Annotated in this window: 16 protein-coding genes and 1 riboswitch; of the genes, 6 read left to right on the forward strand and 10 right to left on the reverse strand. The window is 61.0% G+C overall.

Going from position 1 to position 18,284, the window contains the following annotated elements:
- Window positions 1–68: 68 nt before the first annotated feature.
- Window positions 69–905: a hypothetical protein gene (locus B5F90_RS10780; protein WP_143256088.1), complete on the forward strand. Its 837-nt coding sequence runs from the start codon at window positions 69–71 to the stop codon at window positions 903–905.
- A gap of 506 nt (window positions 906–1,411) precedes the next feature.
- Here B5F90_RS10780 and B5F90_RS02990 read toward each other — a convergent pair.
- The 5 genes from B5F90_RS02990 to B5F90_RS03010 form a co-directional block, all read right to left on the reverse strand.
- A complete protein-coding gene (locus B5F90_RS02990) occupies window positions 1,412–3,163 on the reverse strand; it encodes a hypothetical protein (RefSeq protein WP_143256089.1) in 1,752 nt (583 codons plus the stop codon).
- Window positions 3,164–3,301: 138 nt separating this feature from the next.
- Window positions 3,302–3,515: riboswitch (cobalamin riboswitch) on the reverse strand.
- A 158-nt stretch (window positions 3,516–3,673) separates the two neighbouring features.
- A complete protein-coding gene (locus tag B5F90_RS02995) occupies window positions 3,674–3,991 on the reverse strand; it encodes a heavy-metal-associated domain-containing protein (RefSeq protein ID WP_087361030.1) in 318 nt (105 codons plus the stop codon).
- A 98-nt stretch (window positions 3,992–4,089) separates the two neighbouring features.
- Window positions 4,090–6,468, reverse strand: a complete 2,379-nt coding sequence (locus B5F90_RS03000; protein ID WP_087361031.1) for a TonB-dependent receptor — start codon at window positions 6,466–6,468, stop codon at window positions 4,090–4,092.
- Between the two features lie 87 nt (window positions 6,469–6,555).
- Window positions 6,556–6,984: a transcriptional repressor gene (locus tag B5F90_RS03005; protein WP_087361033.1), complete on the reverse strand. Its 429-nt coding sequence runs from the start codon at window positions 6,982–6,984 to the stop codon at window positions 6,556–6,558.
- 161 nt (window positions 6,985–7,145) lie between these two features.
- Window positions 7,146–7,574 carry a hypothetical protein gene (locus tag B5F90_RS03010; protein ID WP_087361035.1) on the reverse strand — a complete coding sequence of 143 codons (429 nt, stop codon included), beginning with the start codon at window positions 7,572–7,574 and terminating at the stop codon, window positions 7,146–7,148.
- 165 nt (window positions 7,575–7,739) lie between these two features.
- Between B5F90_RS03010 and B5F90_RS03015 the strand changes: the two genes are divergently transcribed.
- Entirely contained in the window at window positions 7,740–9,965 is a 2,226-nt protein-coding gene (locus tag B5F90_RS03015; protein WP_234025665.1) for an ATP-dependent DNA helicase RecQ, read from the forward strand.
- A gap of 84 nt (window positions 9,966–10,049) precedes the next feature.
- Here the strand turns inward: B5F90_RS03015 and B5F90_RS03020 are convergent, their stop codons facing one another.
- The 4 genes from B5F90_RS03020 to B5F90_RS03035 form a co-directional block, all read right to left on the reverse strand.
- The gene (locus B5F90_RS03020; protein ID WP_143256090.1) at window positions 10,050–10,580 is read right to left on the reverse strand and encodes a hypothetical protein; all 531 of its coding nucleotides are present in this window, start codon (window positions 10,578–10,580) and stop codon (window positions 10,050–10,052) included.
- 111 nt (window positions 10,581–10,691) lie between these two features.
- On the reverse strand, window positions 10,692–11,222 hold the full coding sequence (locus tag B5F90_RS03025; RefSeq protein WP_087361038.1) for a hypothetical protein: 531 nt from the start codon (window positions 11,220–11,222) through the stop codon (window positions 10,692–10,694).
- A 4-nt stretch (window positions 11,223–11,226) separates the two neighbouring features.
- Window positions 11,227–12,438 (reverse strand): hypothetical protein, encoded by a 1,212-nt coding sequence (locus B5F90_RS10785; RefSeq protein ID WP_143256091.1) that lies wholly within the window; start codon window positions 12,436–12,438, stop codon window positions 11,227–11,229.
- A gap of 18 nt (window positions 12,439–12,456) precedes the next feature.
- Complete coding sequence (locus B5F90_RS03035; RefSeq protein WP_087361042.1) at window positions 12,457–13,074, reverse strand: hypothetical protein; 618 nt, start codon at window positions 13,072–13,074, stop codon at window positions 12,457–12,459.
- A 241-nt stretch (window positions 13,075–13,315) separates the two neighbouring features.
- Here B5F90_RS03035 and B5F90_RS03040 point away from each other — a divergent pair, with 241 nt between their 5' ends.
- Genes B5F90_RS03040 through B5F90_RS03055 form a run of 4 tightly spaced genes read left to right on the forward strand, consistent with a single transcriptional unit; the run spans window position 13,316 to window position 17,121 of the window.
- Window positions 13,316–13,921 carry a 3'-5' exonuclease gene (locus tag B5F90_RS03040; protein ID WP_087361044.1) on the forward strand — a complete coding sequence of 202 codons (606 nt, stop codon included), beginning with the start codon at window positions 13,316–13,318 and terminating at the stop codon, window positions 13,919–13,921.
- A 7-nt stretch (window positions 13,922–13,928) separates the two neighbouring features.
- Window positions 13,929–15,128, forward strand: a complete 1,200-nt coding sequence (locus tag B5F90_RS03045; RefSeq protein ID WP_087361046.1) for a class I SAM-dependent rRNA methyltransferase — start codon at window positions 13,929–13,931, stop codon at window positions 15,126–15,128.
- 38 nt (window positions 15,129–15,166) lie between these two features.
- Window positions 15,167–16,273 (forward strand): S8 family serine peptidase, encoded by a 1,107-nt coding sequence (locus B5F90_RS03050; RefSeq protein ID WP_162607741.1) that lies wholly within the window; start codon window positions 15,167–15,169, stop codon window positions 16,271–16,273.
- Window positions 16,270–17,121, forward strand: a complete 852-nt coding sequence (locus tag B5F90_RS03055) for an alpha/beta hydrolase family protein (RefSeq protein WP_087361050.1) — start codon at window positions 16,270–16,272, stop codon at window positions 17,119–17,121. The genes B5F90_RS03050 and B5F90_RS03055 overlap by 4 nt, the downstream gene beginning before the upstream one ends.
- Before the next feature lie 175 nt (window positions 17,122–17,296).
- Here the strand turns inward: B5F90_RS03055 and B5F90_RS03060 are convergent, their stop codons facing one another.
- Window positions 17,297–18,061, reverse strand: coding sequence for a hypothetical protein (locus tag B5F90_RS03060; RefSeq protein ID WP_239307730.1), 765 nt, complete (start codon window positions 18,059–18,061; stop codon window positions 17,297–17,299).
- Window positions 18,062–18,284: the final 223 nt, after the last annotated feature.

An 18,284-nucleotide genomic window follows, 5' to 3' on the forward strand; every position in this document is an offset into this window, starting at 1 on the left:
CTTGCAATAAAATATATTATTTTTTCATCGTATCGTGCATCTGCCTATTTTGCTCATGTGGTCCGAACGTGGAAAAAATACCGCTGAATAACAACATAGAGTTACATAGACAGACTCCAGATGGAAAATGGGCCCTGTTTAACAAAGCGACAGATAGTTATGTAAGTGATTGGATATACGATGGCTACGAACCTATGAATCTGGCAGACATAGCAGGGAGTGAATCTATTTTCATACTCAAATCAAACGGGAAGAAATATCTATACGATGCATACAGCTCCAAATGTGAATTTCTACTCGACGGTCACCCGTACAGTTCGCTCGGGAAGGACATGGAAGGAGGGATATATGCCCAAACCGAGGCCGGTGTATATCTGCTAAACAGGAACAGCAATCTTCCCAAACGTGTATCTGCTTATCACCGAAGTGGCAATAGCTTCATCTATACATTAGACGGAGAACATTACGGAGTATTTTACCATTCATACAATAATAAAAACGTATGGGATAACAGCAGTTCCTATAAACCTATCATAGCTCCCAAATACCACCAAATCATTCATGTGCTTGGAGATGGAGCAGACCATTTTGTCGCCAGAGAGAATAACAAATGGGTTATTTTGGATGTTAGGGGCAGACAAAGAGATATGTGTGTCACCAACATTATGAAAAATTTCTATTCCTTACGCGTCTTTCCATATGAACGCAATGCGACCTCTTACTACCTTAAAATCGTAAGAAGCGTTCCACTCGGTACTTCAGACAAATATATTGCAAGTTTCAGAACACGATGTACTCACCAGGGAGACGAAAGGGCCAGTACTATTTTACTAAAACGCAACAAAGACAAATGGAATAGTCTGTTCAATCCATACGGTCAAGATGCGTCAAATACTCAACTTTAAATGTAAAATGAATCGTAGTCTCCCGCATAAAAAAACACACAACAAACACAATAAAGCGCTTTATATCAACACAATAACAATATAAAGGTTCGATTTTAAGGAACCATAGGAGTTTCACTCACAGAAAACAAGGACCAAAATCAAAAATACGAGCATGCTGTTATTGTCCAAGCAGGCAAGAAACGATACACATAATTTTCCAACAATAAGAATCTTGCATGCGTTAAACTATGCTTAAGTGCCTTATTGAGCCCATAGACAATTAAAGCGTCAGAAAGACAATCTGTCCGAGAAACTTCGCCGTAAAACGTAAACAAAAGGGGCGCGACCCGACGGGTCACGCCCCTTGTTCATGTTCCGAGCCGGAGAACGACTCCGGAGAACGACTCCGGAGAACGACTTCGGAGAACGACTTCGGAGAACGGCTCCGGAGAACGGCTCCGGAGGAAGGTTCCGGAGGTCAGGAGGGAGGCGCGCCGCACGAAGCAGCGCGCCTCCCCTCCCCGTCACTCGCGGATGCAGCGGATGTTGCCGCCGATAGCCTCGTTCTGGGCATTGTTGTTGCTCACCGCACGCGAGTACCAGTAGAGCATGTAGCCCTTGAAGTTCTGCGCCGGATAGTTGTGGTTGTAGGAGCAGGCCGACCAATAGTAGCCGTAGCGCCCCACGTTCGACAGCCGGCCCGAATCCATCCGGTAGCCCTGCGCCGGCCAGTAGCCGCCCTTGTAGGTGCGCGACTGATGTTCGCCCGCCGCTGCCATCGTCGTCTTGTCGGCGTCGGCCATCACCTCCTGATACCATCCCGGCACCTTGTATCCCGGCGGGCAGGGGTCGAACATCGTCTTCTGGTTGTTGCGCTTCATGAAGTCGTAGCCCCACAGCTCGGCATACTGCACGTTGTCGTCGTTGAACCACGCCCCGACACCGCTCGAGGCGACCTGCGCCCCGTAGGTGATGAAGGTCATCGGATGGGCCGCCGCATAGTCAACCGACTGCCCCGAGGCGATGGAGGCATCGTCGTTGCGCAGCGTCGACCAGCCGGTCGTATGGGCCGCGTTGAAGACGCACGTCCCCTCGATGGCGCTCTGGAAGGCCTCACCGTCGGGAATGGCCGCGCCGTCGGGGTTCGCCAGCTGCGACGTCGCGATGAAGGGGTCCTTGCGCCCCCACTGATAGAAGAGGCCGAACGACGCCACGTCGTCGACCGCCGTCGAGGTGGCCCCCACATTGCGGTCGAGGAAGAGATACTCGGGCGAGGAGCCCTCGATAAGGTGGGCCGAGGGGTCCTCCGTCATCCAGATGTGCCAGCTCCAGACCACCCGCTGCTCGCTGTCGAAGAGGGCCAGCACCGCATTGCCGCGCCCCGCCGAGGCCTCAAAGCGAATCCGTTTCGAGGCGGCGTCAAACGACACCCCCGAAACCAGCCCCTCGGCCGAGGCCCAGAGCCAGTCGGCGCTCCACCCTTCGCCCGGCTGGATGGCCCCGTCGAAATGCTTGCTCTCCGCATCGGCATTGGCGCTCACGCCATTGCCGCGCACATCGGCCGCAAAGGAGTAGACGCCCGCCTCGCTCACCAGGTAGCAGTTGGCCGTCCCCGAGGCGCTCAGGTCGACCGACGAGGGGTCGGCCGTACGGAAAGGCTTCACGGCCAGCTCGCTGCGCGACTCAGCATCGGCAACGTAGGCGTAGAGCCGGTAGTCGGTCGCCGCGGCAAGGCCCCGGATTTCGAGCTTCATCTCGGCCGCAGCCTCCACCTCGGTAAACTCCGAAGGCTCGCCCCCGTCGGCGGGAAGGCAGGCCCAGAAGAGGCGCAGCGCGTCGGAGGTCGTCACCGAGGCCTCGGCCCCCTCGGCCGTGGCGGTCACCTCGCCGAACTGGAGTGCCGGCAGACGCAGCGTCTCGAAATCGCGGCTCACCGCCTCGCACGGCTCACCCTTTGCATTCTCGGCCCGCGCCATAAGCGTATAGGCCGTGCCGGCGTCAAGCCCCTCGACGCGGAGCGTCACCGAAGCGGCGGGGCTCTCCAGTTGCGTCCAGGCCGATGCGTCGGGCGCGGTGCCCTGACTCAGACAGCAGTAGGCCACACGCGCGGCCTGTTCCGATTTCAGGGTGAAGCTCACCGCCTGCCGGGCAGGGGTCACCTCTTCGATGGTCACCTTGGCCGGAAGCGGCCGCGGAGCATCACTATCCGACTTGCTGCACGCCGTCGGAAGCAGGGCCGCCCAGGCGGCCGTCAAGAGTACAAACAATCTCCTCATATCCTGTACAATTAAAGGGTTAGGCGTTGCACCGCACCATCGGCGCCGCCCGCAGGAAGATTCGGAGTATGCAAAAAAGGGGAAACGGTAAAACGAAAAGAGTTCCTCCACCTCGCCCCGCCCGTCCTCCGCAGGCATGCGCTCGATTCAGGCAAAGGCAGGTCTTCTGACTCGCTTCCGACGCGACGCCTTCCCAACCCGAAGGTCAGTGGCAAAAGATTGTCGCGACGACAGCCGGCATCCACCGGGACGAAGCTCACAGCAGCGGGAACTGTTGCCGAATTGCACGGCATTCCCTTTTAATCCCTCGAGGCGGCGCGGCCTCTCGGGAACCGTTTGCAGGGCAAATGTAGCCATTTCCGGCATATTTCCAAACGCTTCGGGCAAAAATCGTCCGGCCGACGCTCCGTCCGGCCGCCGTCTGAAGGCCCTCATGGGACAAAAAAGCGGAGCGCTTCCCCCTTTGGGGGAAAACGCTCCGCAGCGGTCGGTTTCAGCGCGCGCGAAAGGCTACTCGGCCTTTTCGGCCTCGGGCATCGGTTCGGCCTTCACCTTGAGCGAGGCCAGCCCCTTGACAATCGTCTGCACGTCGTTCTTCGAGGCGTCGTAGACCACCGTAACCTGCTTCGTGGCGAGGTCCACCTGCACATCCTTGATGCCTTTGCCCAGCACGGGCACGTTGTTCATGATGCGGGTCACGCAGTGCTCGCAGTCCACATCGGTCTTGAAGACGGTGGTCACCGTCTTCTTCTGGGCGGCGGGTTTGGCCGCCATGCAGGTGCCGACGCCCAGCAGCAGGACGAGGCACATCATCAGCATCTTTTTCATCTTGTCTCCTGTTTTTTGAAGTTTTACTCGTATTCGTTCATTCCGGCGCGCGGAGGCCGTCCGGAGCGCTCCGGCCCGGCCCGCGCCCCGCATCAGTATCAGTAGAGGTTGAAGCGCACGCCCAGATAGAACTTGCGCCCCATGAGCGGACCCCAGACGTTCATCGAGTTGAAGGCCGCCGAGAAGGGGTTGTCGGCACTCAGAATCGGGTCGTGCTGCATGTAGTCGCCGATGTTCTCGCAGCCGACGTAGATGTCGAACTTGCCCACCTTGCGGGTCACCTGTGCGAAGAAAATCGGGTAGCGCGGCGAGTAGTAGCCGTAGTCGGCCTCCACGACGCCGTTGTTCTCCACGAAGCGCGGCACGCGGCTCGGGCCGTTCAGCTGGGCCGTCACGTCGAAGACCCAACGGCGGAACTTGGTGGCGTACTGGATATTGAGCAGCGTCTTGTACTGGCTGATGAGCGGCCGCTCGACGCGCACGTGCTCCGTTCCCTGGGGGTTGCGGTTGAGCGTCATCTCGCTGTCCGTGTAGCGGAACGTGGCGAAGATGTCGAGCCGCTCGACGGGCGACCACGAGAAGTCGACCTGGTAGGTATCCGTATAGGAGCGGCCGTCGGTGTTGTAGATGTGGATGGCGGAGGGGTCCATCTCCTGGTCGACGACCACCGAGTTGTAGAACTGCGTGCGGAAGTAGTCGAAGCTCAGCGTCGCATCGTCCTCGCGCACCAGCGTGAAGCTCTGCGTGAGGCTGCCGCCGAAGGTCAGCGCCTTCTCCATGCGGTTGAAGTCGCGCGAGAAGCCGTTGTCGAAGACCAGCTTGCGCCCCGTGGCCAGCATGCCGACGTTGTCCGTGATGATGTTGGTCGTGCGGTAGCCCAGACCGGCCGAGGCGCGCAGCGTGGTGGTGCGGGTGATGTTCCAGCGGATGTGGCCGCGCGGCGTGGCGAAGAAGTTGTCGAAGTAGCGGTTGTAATCGCCGCGAATGCCCGCCACGAGCGAGAACTTGTCCTTGATGGAGTAGGTATACTCGGCGAAGAGTCCCGCCTCGCCCTCCGTACGGTCGAAGGTGAAGTCACCGGCCGACGTCCCGGCAATCCAGGGCGTGGGGTTGAGCAGCGACTCGCGGTAGTAGTTCAGGTGGGCCTGACCGCCGACATTGATGGAGGAGCGGTAGGTGAAGTAGTGGTTGTACATGAGCGAGAGCGAGAGCGCGTTCTGGTTGCCCGAGTAGTTGTTCAGGCCGAAGTAGGCCTCCTCGTCGAAGTGGTCGAAGTCGGCCACGAAGGCCAGGTTCGAGCGCATCTCGTCCTGCTCCTGCTCGTCGTAGACCGACGGGCCGAGCGGCAGGCCGATTTTGACGTAGCCGTTGGCGTTGCGATTGCGGATGTGCGAGCCGTAGAGCGGCTTGCCGGCAGCATCGGGCTGCTCCCACAGCGACCAGTCATCCTCCATCGCCCGGCGCATGGCGTCGGTATTGCGGTAGCCGAGCATGCCGCCCAGGCGGTTCTCCTGGACGAACTTCCAGCCCCAGCGAATCTGCGTGCCGTTGTCGGCCGCATAGAGCCACTTGTTGGCCACGTTGAACTGGCTGGTGATGGGCAGGTCGCGGAAACCGTCGTCGTTGTGGTCCATGCGCCGCACGTCGGTGTCGCCCGAGCCGTGGAGCAGGATGATGCTCGTCAGCTTTCCGTCGCGCGAGACGGGAAAGGCCGAGGTGATGTTGGCCTCGGGACGCAGCTCGTCGTCGAGGTAGACGTTGACGAAGAGGCGCTCGGCGTCGGTCGGCTTGCGGTGCTCGAGGTTGATTTGGCCCGTGATGGCCTCATGGCCGGCCGTCACCGAGGCGACGCCCTTCGAGACCTGAATCGAGTTGAGCCACATGCCCGGCGTATAGCTCAGGCCGTAGGGGGCGCTGAGCCCCTGCATGATGGGGCGGTTCTCGTCGAGAATCTGCGTATAGGTGCCGGCCAGACCGAGCATCTTGATTTGCCGCGCGCCCGAGATGGCGTCGCTGTAGCCTACGGTCACCGACGCCGAGTTCTCGAACGACTCGGCCAGGTTGCAGCAGGCCATCTTGCAGAGGCCGGCAAAGGATATCATCTCGTTCTTGACAATGCCGTCGTGCTTGACATAGTTGCCGCTCTGGTTCCCCTCGATGACCACCTCGTCGAGCGAGACCCCTTCGGCCTCGAGCGCGAAGTTGAGCTCCGCACGGTTGTCGTCGATGCGGACCGTGTCGTTGACGTAACCGAGGTAGGAGGCGACCAGACGGTCGTAGCCGCGCACGCGGTGCACCAGGAAGCCACCCTCGGCATCGGTGCTTGCGCCGACGGTCGTTCCGGCCCAGTAGACCGAAGCGCCGACGAGCGGCTGTCCCTCCGTATCGCACACCTTGCCGCGCAGGTCCTGGGCGCGAAGCGGCGAGGCGGCGGCAAACAGCGTAAGAATTGCAATCGATAAAGCGAATCGTTTCATGGGTTTTTCATTTTTCGACGGAGCAAAGGTGGCAAAAAAGAGTTGCAACCGGGTTGCAAAGTCTCCATGCGCACCCTGCACTGGGGCTCAGCCCCGCCGTTTGGCCCTGCACTCGGGGCAGAGTCCCCGGAGCAGGTAGTCGATTTGACGGACCTCAAAGCCGGCCGGATAGGCGATGACCGGAATGTGCGTATGGTCCAGACAGAGGGTCCGGCCGCACGCCTCGCAATGGAAGTGGCAGTGCATCTCGTCGATGCGGCAGGCGTGGTCGTTGTGGCAGACGCAGTACTTGGCCGAGCCGCTGCCATCCTCGACCAGATGCAGCAGGTGGCGCCGCACGAAGAGCGTCAGCGTCCGGTAAATCGACGAGCGGTCCATGCCGTCGGTGGCCTCCTCCAGGTCGGCCAGCGTGAAGGTGTCGCTGAAACGCTCCATGGCGTCCAGCACAAGCATGCGCACCGCCGTGGGGCGGATGCCGTGGTGCAGAAGCACCTCTTCGCAATGGTGGGAATCCATCTTGCCCTCCTCGAAAGGCCTGCCGACGGGCGGCAGACCGGTCCGTAAATCGATGATTGGTAAAAACGGGTGGAATAAAAAGAGAAGCACGCGGGCGGAGAGGGAGCCGGGCTCCGCGCAACATCCGCCTGCAGGCGCGCCCGGACACACCGAGGGCGCCGTCAGCCCCGGGCGGGAGGAGCCCGAAGAGCCGCCGCACGAAGCAATCCGTCGTCGGGCAGCACGTCGGGACGCTCCGCCGCATCGCAGCGGTGGAGCAGCTGCTCGGCCACGGCCGGCAGTTCGGCCGCAAGCGTCGGCGGCAGGGCCAGCACGACGCGGCGGGCCGCCTTGTCAAGCAGCGACGAGAGGGCCGTGTAGAGTGCTATTTCGGTGCTGTGCGAGTCGTCGCAACAGGGCGCCGTCAGATGAAGGGCGTCGCCCGCAGAGGCCGCATCGTGGTGCACGCAGCAGATGCAGTGCGGATGCTCATGTCCGGGATGCGCATGGAGCCGCACGCAGTCGCACGAGAGTGCGGCAGCGGCCTCGCCACCCACGGCAAAGAGGTAGAGGGCGAGCAGCAGGAGAGCTATGATGCGGCGGGGGTTCATCGACGCTGTTTCGAAGCTATCGGAGCAAAGATAGTGATTATTTCCGATTTTGCCTAATTCCGACGACAAAACGGCAGAAGCCGACCGCCCCTCGTCCCGTCACCAACCCGCCTGACGGGGTCCGGGGCTTGCTTTTGCGCGGCGGATTCACTAATTTTGCAACATATGGAAGTTCGCGACATTCATGCCGTCCTGAAGCAATACTGGGGCTACGACGCCTTCCGGCCCGTACAGGAGCAGATTATCCGCTCGGTGCTGGAGGGGCGCGATACGCTCGCGCTGATGCCCACCGGCGGCGGCAAGTCGCTCACCTACCAGGTCCCGACGATGGCCCGCCAGGGGCTCTGCATCGTCGTCACCCCCCTCATCGCCCTGATGAAGGACCAGGTCGACCGGCTGCGCGCGCTGCACATTCCGGCCGTGGCGGTCCACTCGGGCCTCTCGCCCCGCCAAATCGACATTGCGCTGGACAACTGCGCCTACGGCGACGTGAAGTTCCTCTACGTCGCCCCCGAGCGGCTCTCGACCGACGCCTTCCGGCTGCGCGTCGAGCGGATGAAGGTCACGCTGCTGGCCGTCGACGAGGCCCACTGCATCTCGCAGTGGGGCTACGACTTCCGCCCCTCCTACCTGCGCATCGCCGAGCTGCGCCGCCAGCTTCCCGGCGTGCCGGTGCTGGCGCTCACCGCCTCGGCCACGCCGCTCGTGGCCGAGGACATCATGCGCCACCTCGACTTCGCCGAGCCCCACATCCTGCGCAGCAGCTTCGCACGTCCCAACCTCTCCTACAGCGTCCGCCGCACCGAGGACAAGAACGGGCAGCTGCTCCGGCTGCTGCGGGGGGTCGAAGGCTGCGGCATCGTCTACGTCCGCACGCGCGAGGGCACCGAACAGCTGGCCGACCTGCTGCGCAACGAGGGCATCACGGCCGCCGCCTACCACGGCGGACTGGGCCACGCCGAGCGGACGCTCCGCCAGGAGGATTGGATGACGGGCCGCGTGCGGGTGATGGTGGCCACCAACGCCTTCGGCATGGGCATCGACAAGGCCGACGTGCGCTTCGTCTGCCACTACTCGCTCTGCGACTCGCTCGAGAGCTACTACCAGGAGGCGGGGCGCGCCGGACGCGACGGCCGCCGCAGCTATGCCCTGCTGCTCGTCGCCCCCAACGACGAGAGCCGCGTCGTGCGCCGCTTCGAGCAGGAGTTTCCGCCGCTCGACCGCATCAAGGAGATTTACGACAAGGTCTGCTCCTACCTGCAAATCGGCATCGGCGAGGGGGCCGGCGCCTCGTTCCTCTTCAACATCCACGACTTCTGCACGCGCGAGCACCTCTACGTTGGCACGGTGCAGAGCGCACTGAAGCTGCTGCAGCAGAACGGCTATCTGACCCTCACGGACGCCATGGAGAATCCCGCCCGGCTGATGTTCTGCGTCAGCCGCGACGACCTCTACCGGCTGCGCATCCGCCGCGACGACTTGGACCACTTCATCCGCACCATCCTGCGGCTCTACAACGGCGTCTTCACGGAGTTCCGCCCCATCGACGAGTGCGAGCTGGCGACGTGGAGCGGCTATAAGGTCGAGCGGGTCAAGGAGCTGCTCAAGACGCTCTGGCAGCTGCGCGTCATCCGCTACATCCCGTCGAACCGCTCCCCGATGCTCTACATGGAGGAGGAGCGCCTGCCGCGCGCCGACCTCTACATCGCCCCCGAGACCTACAGGCACCGCCAGGAGCTCATGCGCGAACGCTTCGACCACATGCTCGCCTATGCGGCCAACGAGACGGAGTGCCGCAGCGTGGTGCTCGAGCGCTACTTCGGGGCCGACGACGCCCAACCCTGCGGCATCTGCGACATCTGCCTTGCCCGCCGGCGCGAGACGAAGCGGCAGCAGGCATCGACCGCCCCGACCGAACCGAACGCTCCGGCCGACAGTCCGGCAGGAAACCCGTCAGCGCACGACGCCGCCCCGACCGGCACCACGCCCGGGGGTCAAGCCTCAACCACTCCCCGTCCGACCGGCACCACGCCCGAGGGCCCCCGACCGGCCGGCTCGTTCCCAACCGGCGCGGCCCCGGAGACGGCTTCTGAGGCAGACGAAGCGGAAGCGGAAGCAGACAGCCCGACGGGCTCCTCACCCACGAGGTTGCCGATTGCCGCTGCCGAGGGGACCATTCCGACCGGGGAGCTGCGGCGCAGGGTGCTCGAGCTCCTCTCGTCCTCGCCCTGCTCACCGCAGGAGCTGCTCGACGCGCTGCACAGCGAACTGCCTGGAGCACTGTTCGTGGACGAGGGCCCCGTCATCGAACTGCTGCGCCGCCTCCAGGCACAGGGAGTGCTCCGCACCGAAGCCGACGGACGCCTCCACACCGTCCTCGCGCAGCCGTAATTCCATGCCTTCGGCAGCGGGTTCCCAGAACACAAAAACGGGCGGCACCCTGAGGCACCGCCCGGAATCGTCCGGAATCGGAAGCTACTTCTCCCAGCTCTCATCCCAATTGAACTGGACGTTCTGCACCAGATAACGGCCAATCACCTCCTTGTACTCCTCTTTCCACGGCAGAAGCACCGAGCCCCGCTCTTTCAATTCGGGAATCGAGCGATGAATCGTCTCATAGTCCGGCAAATCCTCGCGGTTTTCCACCTCCCACGGAAAGACAAACATGCTGAACAACGAATACTTATCGAGAAGGCCTGCCCGCTCTTTTTCCATTTTGGCTACCAAATCACACGGGATAATATAAAACCGGACAGAAGCCAGAACATACCCATTGACGCACGTAAACTCCACCGACCGGATGGGCAATTCGAATCGGTCAAAAAACTCCTGCAACGGTTCGTCAAAATTGACCGCCATAGTCTGATAACCCCAGTTATGGTCCAGATAGGCAACCGTATCCCCACTAAAGGCCGACAGCGACTTGTAGTCCGCATAACCAGGCTTGCGTGCAATGGCCGTCATGCACACCAATACCGCCAAAAAGAATAAAACACACCGTTTCATAGCTCCATAGATTCGACTCCTCTACAAGATACGCATTATTCCCCGAGTTACAAAAACGGGCGGCACTCTGAGGCACCGCCCGGAATCGTCCGAAGCAGGGAATCTCATTCCTCAATTTTCATCACTTTCATCCCAGTTGAACTGGACATCTTGCACCAGATAACGACCAATCACCTCCTTGTACTCCTCTTTCCACGGCAGAAGTACCGTGCCCTTCTCTTTCAATTCGGGAATCGACCGGTGAATCGTCTCATAGTCAGGCAAATCCTCGCTGTTTTCCACCTCCCAAGGATAGACATACATACTGAATAACGAACACTTATTGAGCAATACGGCCCGCTCTTCTTTCAATTTGGCAACCGAATCATACGGAATAATATAAAACCGGACAGAAGCCAGAACATATCCATTGACGCATGTAAAATCCACCGACCGGATGGGTAATTCGAACCGGTCAAAAAACTGCTGCAATGGGGCGTTGCTATTTGTTCCCATAGCTTGAATCCCCCAGTTGTAATCCAAATAAGCGACCGTATCTCCACCAAAGGCCGACAGCGGCTTGTAATCCGCATATCCCGGTCGGCGCGCAATGGCAGTCATGCACACCAATACCGCCAACAAAAATAAAATACTCTTCTTCATAATTCTATTTACATTTAATCATTCCAAGTTCTTCCGGCATGCCCGACAATTCATTGGTTCTCTGCACCTCCACTTCATGCTGGTGGAAGGTCGAATCCTCCTTCCCTTTCGATAAAATAGCAATTCCGGTGTTCATGGCCTTCAACGCATACGCCAGCGCGTACAAATGCGAAGTATGTGAATCGTATTCATGATACAGAATATTCGAACCCAAGTTATAAAAACCTCGAAATTGCCCCTTACCTGCTGAAGAATTTATAAAATCTGCAAATTGGGTCGCCAAAGCTTCATTATATATGTAAATCACATAAATTGAGCCCTCGGTCGTATAAACATAGATGGACCGGAAATTTTCATCTTGCGAATGAAGATAGGCCAAAGCATACACATCCCCTACCGAGCATGCACTTCCAGACGGATGATTATGTATCACTGAAAGATTCGAGAACCCCATCTTTGGTCTTACTTGAACACTCCCGGGGTTGTTATCCGTATATGGACCCTTCAACCTCACATCTCCATTCTCATTCCAATAACCGGTCACACCAAATTCAATTCCCGGTTTGGTGCTCACACTATCCTGGAACTGCGAAAACTGCGACTCGTCGGACATATCCTCGTAGAGCTGGTTGGTCTTCACGGAGTTGTTCCCCGCCTCGGGAGACACCTCCTCGCAATCGCGTTCCTGAACATCGGAAGAGCCATCACCATCCTCTTCGGGAAAATCATCATCGGAGAATTCATCCTCCCACGGAATCGGGTCAAGCGTGGATATGGGTAGTATCGTTCGGATTCCATCCTCATCCGAAGAGTCGCCTTCGCTGTCTCCATCACCGTCACCCTCTTCATTGCCAGAGCCATCACCGTCGGAACCTCCGGTTCCTCCTCCGATACCCGAACCGCCAGGGCCTCCAGGATTGCCGATACCCGGAACGCCAGGACCAGCACCGGAACCGGGACTGCCGCCCGATGAACCGTCACCTCCGCCGGAATCGCCTCCACCGGAGCTTCCTCCACCACTGCTGCTTCCACCGCCGCCGCCAAAGAGTTCGGACCAGTCCCAAACCATCGTAATGGCATCACTCTTTCCATCTCCATCGATATCCACATAACGATAAAGCCCGCCATCAGACCCAACGAATATGGAACCCGGTGCCCCGTAATTCCACTCATCGCCACCCCGGGTTAAGCCTGCAGCCGACCGTTCAATCCACATGTTGTGGAATAACGAGGCCTAGCGACGTGCCCGTTCATAGAGTGTCAGGCTACGGTCATAGAGGAAAACACCGGCCGTATAGCGACCCGCATCGTAACGGCTCACAGCAACCGGACGACCGTCCAGCGTAGCGTAATACTCCAAACCGCTGTAATCGATGCGGTCCTCGCAATTCAGCGTCATCGCTCCGATATCACCGTCGTATATTGCGGCATATTCCGCATCGGGAATACAAACCCGCAAATAGGACGCTTCACGACCGGTTACTGCGGAGCGGACGACAATCAGTTTGACCGAGGCTGGAACCGAATAGAACTCTCCGTCGCGGTTTTTACGAAACACTCGGTATGAGTATTCGGCCTGCAGAGGGACATCCACACTCGACAACCGGTCCGATGACGAAGGGGCAGCTTCCGACCAATCTGGGACAGATGTTCCCGGAATGAACGGGAACGGATTGTCGCTCCCTGAGCGAGTCAAAGCCATAGCCCCATTTCGCTCAAAATACGCCCGAGCCTCTTCTATCGTAATCGGAGAAACCTCCGAAGGTACTTCCGTGATTTGCCCCGGGTCATGCACACATGCAGCCAACATGGCAAGCAGAAATACGCTTGTAAGATAGCGAATTTTATTCATACAAAAAAGTTTTAGGTGGTTGGATTTTGTTTGCATAACAAATATGCAATAATTAATTGTATTTAACAACGAACAAATTGATATAAACCTTTTTACGCTATTTAACGGCCGAAATGAAAAGAGATTGACGCCCTGCGCCAAGGCCGGCAGCGGGGCCCGCACGGAGGGCAATGCCGATTTTGGGGGCGCCAATGCCGATATTCCGATTTATTTCCCTAACTTTGTATGAATTTACAACTCGATGAAGAACACGAATACATTTCAACCCAAAATCGGCAACGAAGAGACGGCGGCGCTGCCCGCCATCGAATACCCGGGCGAAATCCGCGTCATCGAGCAGGAGGAGGAGATTTCCGACGCCTGCGCCTATCTGGCGGCCCATCCCGTCATCGGATTCGACACCGAAACGCGTCCCTCGTTCCGTCAGGGCGTGACCTTCCGCGTCTCGCTGCTCCAGCTCTCCACCCCCGAACGCTGCTACCTCTTCCGCCTCAACCGGATTCCGCTCGCCGCCCCGCTGCTCCACCTGCTGGGGAGCGCAAAGGTGCAGAAGGTGGGAGCCGACGTGGCGGGCGACCTCCGTTCGCTGCGCCAACTGCGCCACTTCCGCGACGGCGGCTTTGTCGACCTGCAGGCCATCGCCCCCGACTGGGGAATCGAGGAGAAGAGCCTCCGCAAACTCTCGGCCATCGTGCTGGGCAAACGGGTCTCGAAGGCGCAGCGGCTGAGCAACTGGGAGGCCGCCCAGCTGACCGACAAGCAGCTGCTCTACGCGGCAACCGATGCCTGGGTCTGCACCGAAATCTACGACAAACTGCAACAAACGCCCCAAATCCGCAAAAAATAACCCCCGCATGACACCTCAAGTATACCTGCGCCGCGGCAAGGAGGAATCGCTCCTCCGCCACCATCCCTGGATTTTCTCGGGCGCCATCGACTACATCAAGGCCGAAGACGAAGCCGAGATTACGGAAGGCGCCCTGGTCGAAGTCTACACCCACAGCGGCGAATTCATCGCCCTGGGCCACTACCAAATCGGCTCCATCGCCGTGCGCGTGCTCTCGTTCGAGCGCTGCGCGATTGACGCCGCGTGGTGGCGCGGACGCATCGCCTCGGCTCTCGACGTGCGCCGCACACTGGGGCTCACCGACGCCCCCGACACGACCTGCTACCGACTGGTGCACGGCGAGGGAGACTCGCTGCCGGGGCTCGTGGTGGACATCTACGGCACGACGGCCGTCGTCCAGTGCCACTCGGTGGGGATGTACCGTGCGCGGCTCGACGTGGCCGCCGCCCTGCGCGAGGTCTACGGCTCGCGGCTCACGGCCATCTACGACAAGAGCTCGCAGACGGTCCCCTACAACGCCCGTCTGGGCGCCGTGGACGGCTACCTGTGGGGCAGCTCCGACCACGAGACGCAGGTGGTGCTCGAGCATGGCGAGAAATTCCTGGTCAACTGGGAGCATGGGCAGAAGACGGGCTTCTTCCTCGACCAGCGCGAAAACCGCCAGCTGGTGAAGCGCTACGCCGCGGGCCGCACCGTGCTCAACACCTTCTGCTACACGGGCGGCTTCTCGGTCTACGCCCTCTCGGGCGGCGCGAAGGAGGTGGTGTCGGTCGACTCGTCGGAACGCGCCGTGGCGCTGGCCGAGGAGAACGTGCGGCTTAACTTCGGGGCCGAGGCCAAACACACGGCCCTGGCGGCCGACGCCGTGGAGTACCTGCGCGACATCGGCGACCGCTACGACCTGATAATACTCGACCCGCCCGCCTTCGCCAAGCACCACAAGGTGCTGGGCAACGCCATGCAGGGCTACAAGCGGCTCAACGCCCGGGCGCTGTCGCAAATCAAGAGCGGCGGCATCCTCTTCACCTTCTCCTGCTCGCAGGCCGTCTCGAAGGAGCTCTTCCGCACGACGGTCTTCTCGGCGGCGGCCATCGCGGGGCGCAAGGTGCGGATTCTGCACCAGCTGACCCAGCCGGCCGACCACCCCATCAACATCTACCACCCCGAAGGCGAGTACCTCAAGGGGCTGGTGCTCTACGTCGAGTAGCAGCGGCCACGCCCCGACCGCCGAAAGGCATGAATGCGATGAACGGAACGACCGACAACAGCAAATCGAAGCTCCTGCGGCGGGGCTTTGCGGCATTTGCCGCAGCATCGGCACTGCTGCTTGCGGATGGCTGTGCCGACATCCGGCAGGCCATCGACGATGCGCTGGGGGGCTGGACCAAGGAATACACACGAACCTACTCGCGCGAAATCGGCGCAATGATGGGTCCCCGTTACGATTCGCTCGCTCTGGAGGGCCGCGGCATCCGCATCGGCGTGCTCGATGCCGGGTTCGGGTCGCTGCGCAGCGACCCGCGCACCCAAGGGCTCCGCATCATCGACTACCGCGACTTCACGACCGGAGACACGACCGGATTCTTTCGCGACCCGATGGAGCACGGCCGGCAGGTCTGCATGAACATCGGCGGCCGCATGGGGAGCGACACGCTGCTCGGGCTGGCCCCCGCGAGCGAGTTCTGTCTGGCGAAAATCGACCTTCCCGACCGGGAGCCGCGCAGCGAGGAGGTGCGCATGATGCAGGGTATCGAGTGGCTGCTCGACAAGGGGGTGGACCTCATCACCTGCTCCATCAGCTACACCACCTTCGACGACTTCGACGGCTACACGCCCGGGCAGCTCGACGGCCGCAGTTCGCGGATTTCGCGCTTCCTCGACAGCATTCTGCGCGCTCATCCCCAGCTGCTCTTCATCCAGTGCGCCGGCAACGAGGGCAACAAGCCGTGGCGCCACATCGGCTTCCCGGGCGACGTGCGCGAGGCCGTCACGGTCGGCGCCGTCGACTGGGACGGTCAAACGCGCAGGGAGTACAGCAGCACGGGATGGCCCGAAGCTGGGTATATCAAGCCCGACGTGGTCGTCAGCGACTCGCCCCGCGGAACCTCCTTCTCGACGCCCGTCATTGCAGGGCTCTGCGCCGCGATGCTCCAGTACAACCGCGTGGAGCGCTCTACGCTGATTGCCGCGCTCCACGCCTCAGGCAGCCGGGCCGCGACGCCCGACTGCGAGGTGGGATACGGCATACCGCAGCTCGACCGTCTGGTCGAACTGCTCGCTCCGACCGGCGCATCGGACTCCGCCGGCAGCAAAACCGACACGACGAACCAAACGATAAACAACCTGAAATGAGACGAATGCTGATGTTTGCGGCGATGCTGCTCTCCGCCGCACCGCTGACGGCCCAGAGCCGGCTTGAAACCTTCACGCTCCGCAGCGAGCTGCTCGGCGCCGAAAAGAGCTGCACAATCTACCTTCCCGACGGCTTCGACGCCGACCCGACGCGCCGCTATCCGGTGCTCTACCTGCTGCACGGCGCGAGCGACACCCACACCGCATGGAGCGAACCCACCAAGGGACAGATGCAGCAGATTCTTGACGAAGCCATCGCCGAGGGACGCTCTGTGAAGATGGTGGTCGTCATGCCCGACGCCTCGGGCGAGGACGAGAACCACACGGGACGCCACATGGGTTACTACAACGTTCCGGATTGGCCCTACGAGCGCTTCTTCTTCGAGGAGCTGATGCCCGCCGTCGAGCGCCGCTACCGCATCCGGAGCGAGAAGCAGAGCCGCGCCATTGCCGGCCTGTCGATGGGCGGAGGCGGCACGGCGACCTATGCCCAGCACCACCCCGAGCTCTTCAGCTCGGCCTGCCCGCTCAGCGCGGCGATGGAGCCGCGGCCGATTCCGGGCGACCCGAACGACTACGAACGTTCGCGCATCGAGAACAGTCCGCTGCGCTTCCTGCAGCAGATGACCGACGAGCAGGCTGCTGCGCTGCGCACCGTACGCTGGCGGGTCGACTGCGGCGACGACGACTTCCTCTGGCAAGGCAACATCCGCTTCTACGAGCAGATGCGCCTGCACAACATTCCGCTCGAATACCGCATGCGCGACGGCGGCCACACGTGGCGCTACTGGCGCACGGCGCTGCCCGAGGTACTGACCTTTGTCAGCATCGGATTCGGGCAGGAGTAACGGCAGCCGGGCCGACCCGAAGCGCTTCGGGACGGAGTATAACGGCAACCGGGCGGGCCCGAAAGGCATCGGGTGCGCAGCATCGAAACGCAAGACGGCGACGTCCCCCTTTACGGGGTAACGTCGCCGTCTGTCGTTAGGAGCGGAGCCCAAACAGAGCCCGCCGATACGGGAGCTACCGCACCCGCTCGTAGATGTAGAGCTCGTGCACCTCGCGGTCGTAGCCGGGATAGAAGCCGCGAACCATCCCCAGCACGATGCGCGAACCGCGGTTCGAGAGCACCACCAGCTCGCCCGTCGCCGGGTCGACCGTGAGCCCCTCGATTTCGCCCGCGCGGCGGAAGTCGTTCATCTCGCGGAAGGGAAGCACCGTCGTGCAGCTTCCGGCGCCGCGCAGGTCGGCCACATAGAGGTTGTCTGCCTCGTCCAGGTCGGCATCACCGTCGTCGGCCGAGAGGAGCATCTGCCCGCCGAGCATGAAGATGCCCTGCTGCCACTGCGGCACGGGACGCAGATGCACCCGGCGCAGATAGGCTCCCGTCCGCAGGTCGTACTCGTAGAGGTAGCGGCCGTCGACCCAGTCGGCCATCCAGACGCGGGCACTGTCGCGGTCGACGGCAAGGCCGCACACCTCGACCTGACCCGATGCGGGTTCCCAGGCCATCGAGCGCTTCCAGCGAAGCGTCCGGGCGTCGTAGACCGCTATCTGGATGTGCTCGCCCACCCCGTCGTTGAAGGTCTCGATGCCGGCGTAGATTTCACCCCGCCAGACGTCGATATCGCCGATGTGGTTGGCCGGGAGGGGCAGCCCCTCGAAGGGCTTCTCGTTGGAGGCCACCAGTTCGCCCTGCTTCGTGTATTTGTAGAGCGCCGTGCTGCCCGAAACGTAGTAGTAGTTCGAGTCGGCGGCAACGCCCTGCCGCCCCTCGACCGGAATCACCCTCCGGAGCCGGTAGCAATCGCCCTCGCGCGGCACAGGCGGAACGGGCGGCAGAGGCTGCGTGGGCGGAACGGGAGGAACCGGAGAAACCGGCGGCACAAGTGCAACGGGCGGCAGAGGCTGCACGGGAGGAACCGGCGGAACGGGATGAACGGGCTGACCTGCAAGCGCGGGCGGTGCAGCGGATGCAGGCGGAACCGGCTTTCCCGTCTCGGGTTGAGGC

It is taken from the genome of Alistipes sp. An31A (assembly GCF_002159425.1).
GTDB classification, from domain to species: domain Bacteria; phylum Bacteroidota; class Bacteroidia; order Bacteroidales; family Rikenellaceae; genus Alistipes; species Alistipes excrementigallinarum.

Bases quoted from the DNA above. Each gene is read 5' to 3' on its own strand.
- B5F90_RS03040 (WP_087361044.1), top strand. From the start codon at position 13,316: ATGAAGAACACGAATACATTTCAACCCAAAATCGGCAACGAAGAGACG.
- B5F90_RS02990 (WP_143256089.1), bottom strand. From the start codon at position 3,163: ATGAGGAGATTGTTTGTACTCTTGACGGCCGCCTGGGCGGCCCTGCTT.
- B5F90_RS03025 (WP_087361038.1), bottom strand. From the start codon at position 11,222: ATGAAGAAGAGTATTTTATTTTTGTTGGCGGTATTGGTGTGCATGACT.
- B5F90_RS03005 (WP_087361033.1), bottom strand. From the start codon at position 6,984: ATGGATTCCCACCATTGCGAAGAGGTGCTTCTGCACCACGGCATCCGC.
- B5F90_RS03020 (WP_143256090.1), bottom strand. From the start codon at position 10,580: ATGAAACGGTGTGTTTTATTCTTTTTGGCGGTATTGGTGTGCATGACG.
- B5F90_RS03000 (WP_087361031.1), bottom strand. From the start codon at position 6,468: ATGAAACGATTCGCTTTATCGATTGCAATTCTTACGCTGTTTGCCGCC.
- B5F90_RS02995 (WP_087361030.1), bottom strand. From the start codon at position 3,991: ATGAAAAAGATGCTGATGATGTGCCTCGTCCTGCTGCTGGGCGTCGGC.
- B5F90_RS03045 (WP_087361046.1), top strand. From the start codon at position 13,929: ATGACACCTCAAGTATACCTGCGCCGCGGCAAGGAGGAATCGCTCCTC.
- B5F90_RS03055 (WP_087361050.1), top strand. From the start codon at position 16,270: ATGAGACGAATGCTGATGTTTGCGGCGATGCTGCTCTCCGCCGCACCG.
- B5F90_RS03050 (WP_162607741.1), top strand. From the start codon at position 15,167: ATGAACGGAACGACCGACAACAGCAAATCGAAGCTCCTGCGGCGGGGC.
- B5F90_RS10785 (WP_143256091.1), bottom strand. From the start codon at position 12,438: ATGTGGATTGAACGGTCGGCTGCAGGCTTAACCCGGGGTGGCGATGAG.
- B5F90_RS03015 (WP_234025665.1), top strand. From the start codon at position 7,740: ATGGAAGTTCGCGACATTCATGCCGTCCTGAAGCAATACTGGGGCTAC.
- B5F90_RS03035 (WP_087361042.1), bottom strand. From the start codon at position 13,074: ATGAATAAAATTCGCTATCTTACAAGCGTATTTCTGCTTGCCATGTTG.
- B5F90_RS03010 (WP_087361035.1), bottom strand. From the start codon at position 7,574: ATGAACCCCCGCCGCATCATAGCTCTCCTGCTGCTCGCCCTCTACCTC.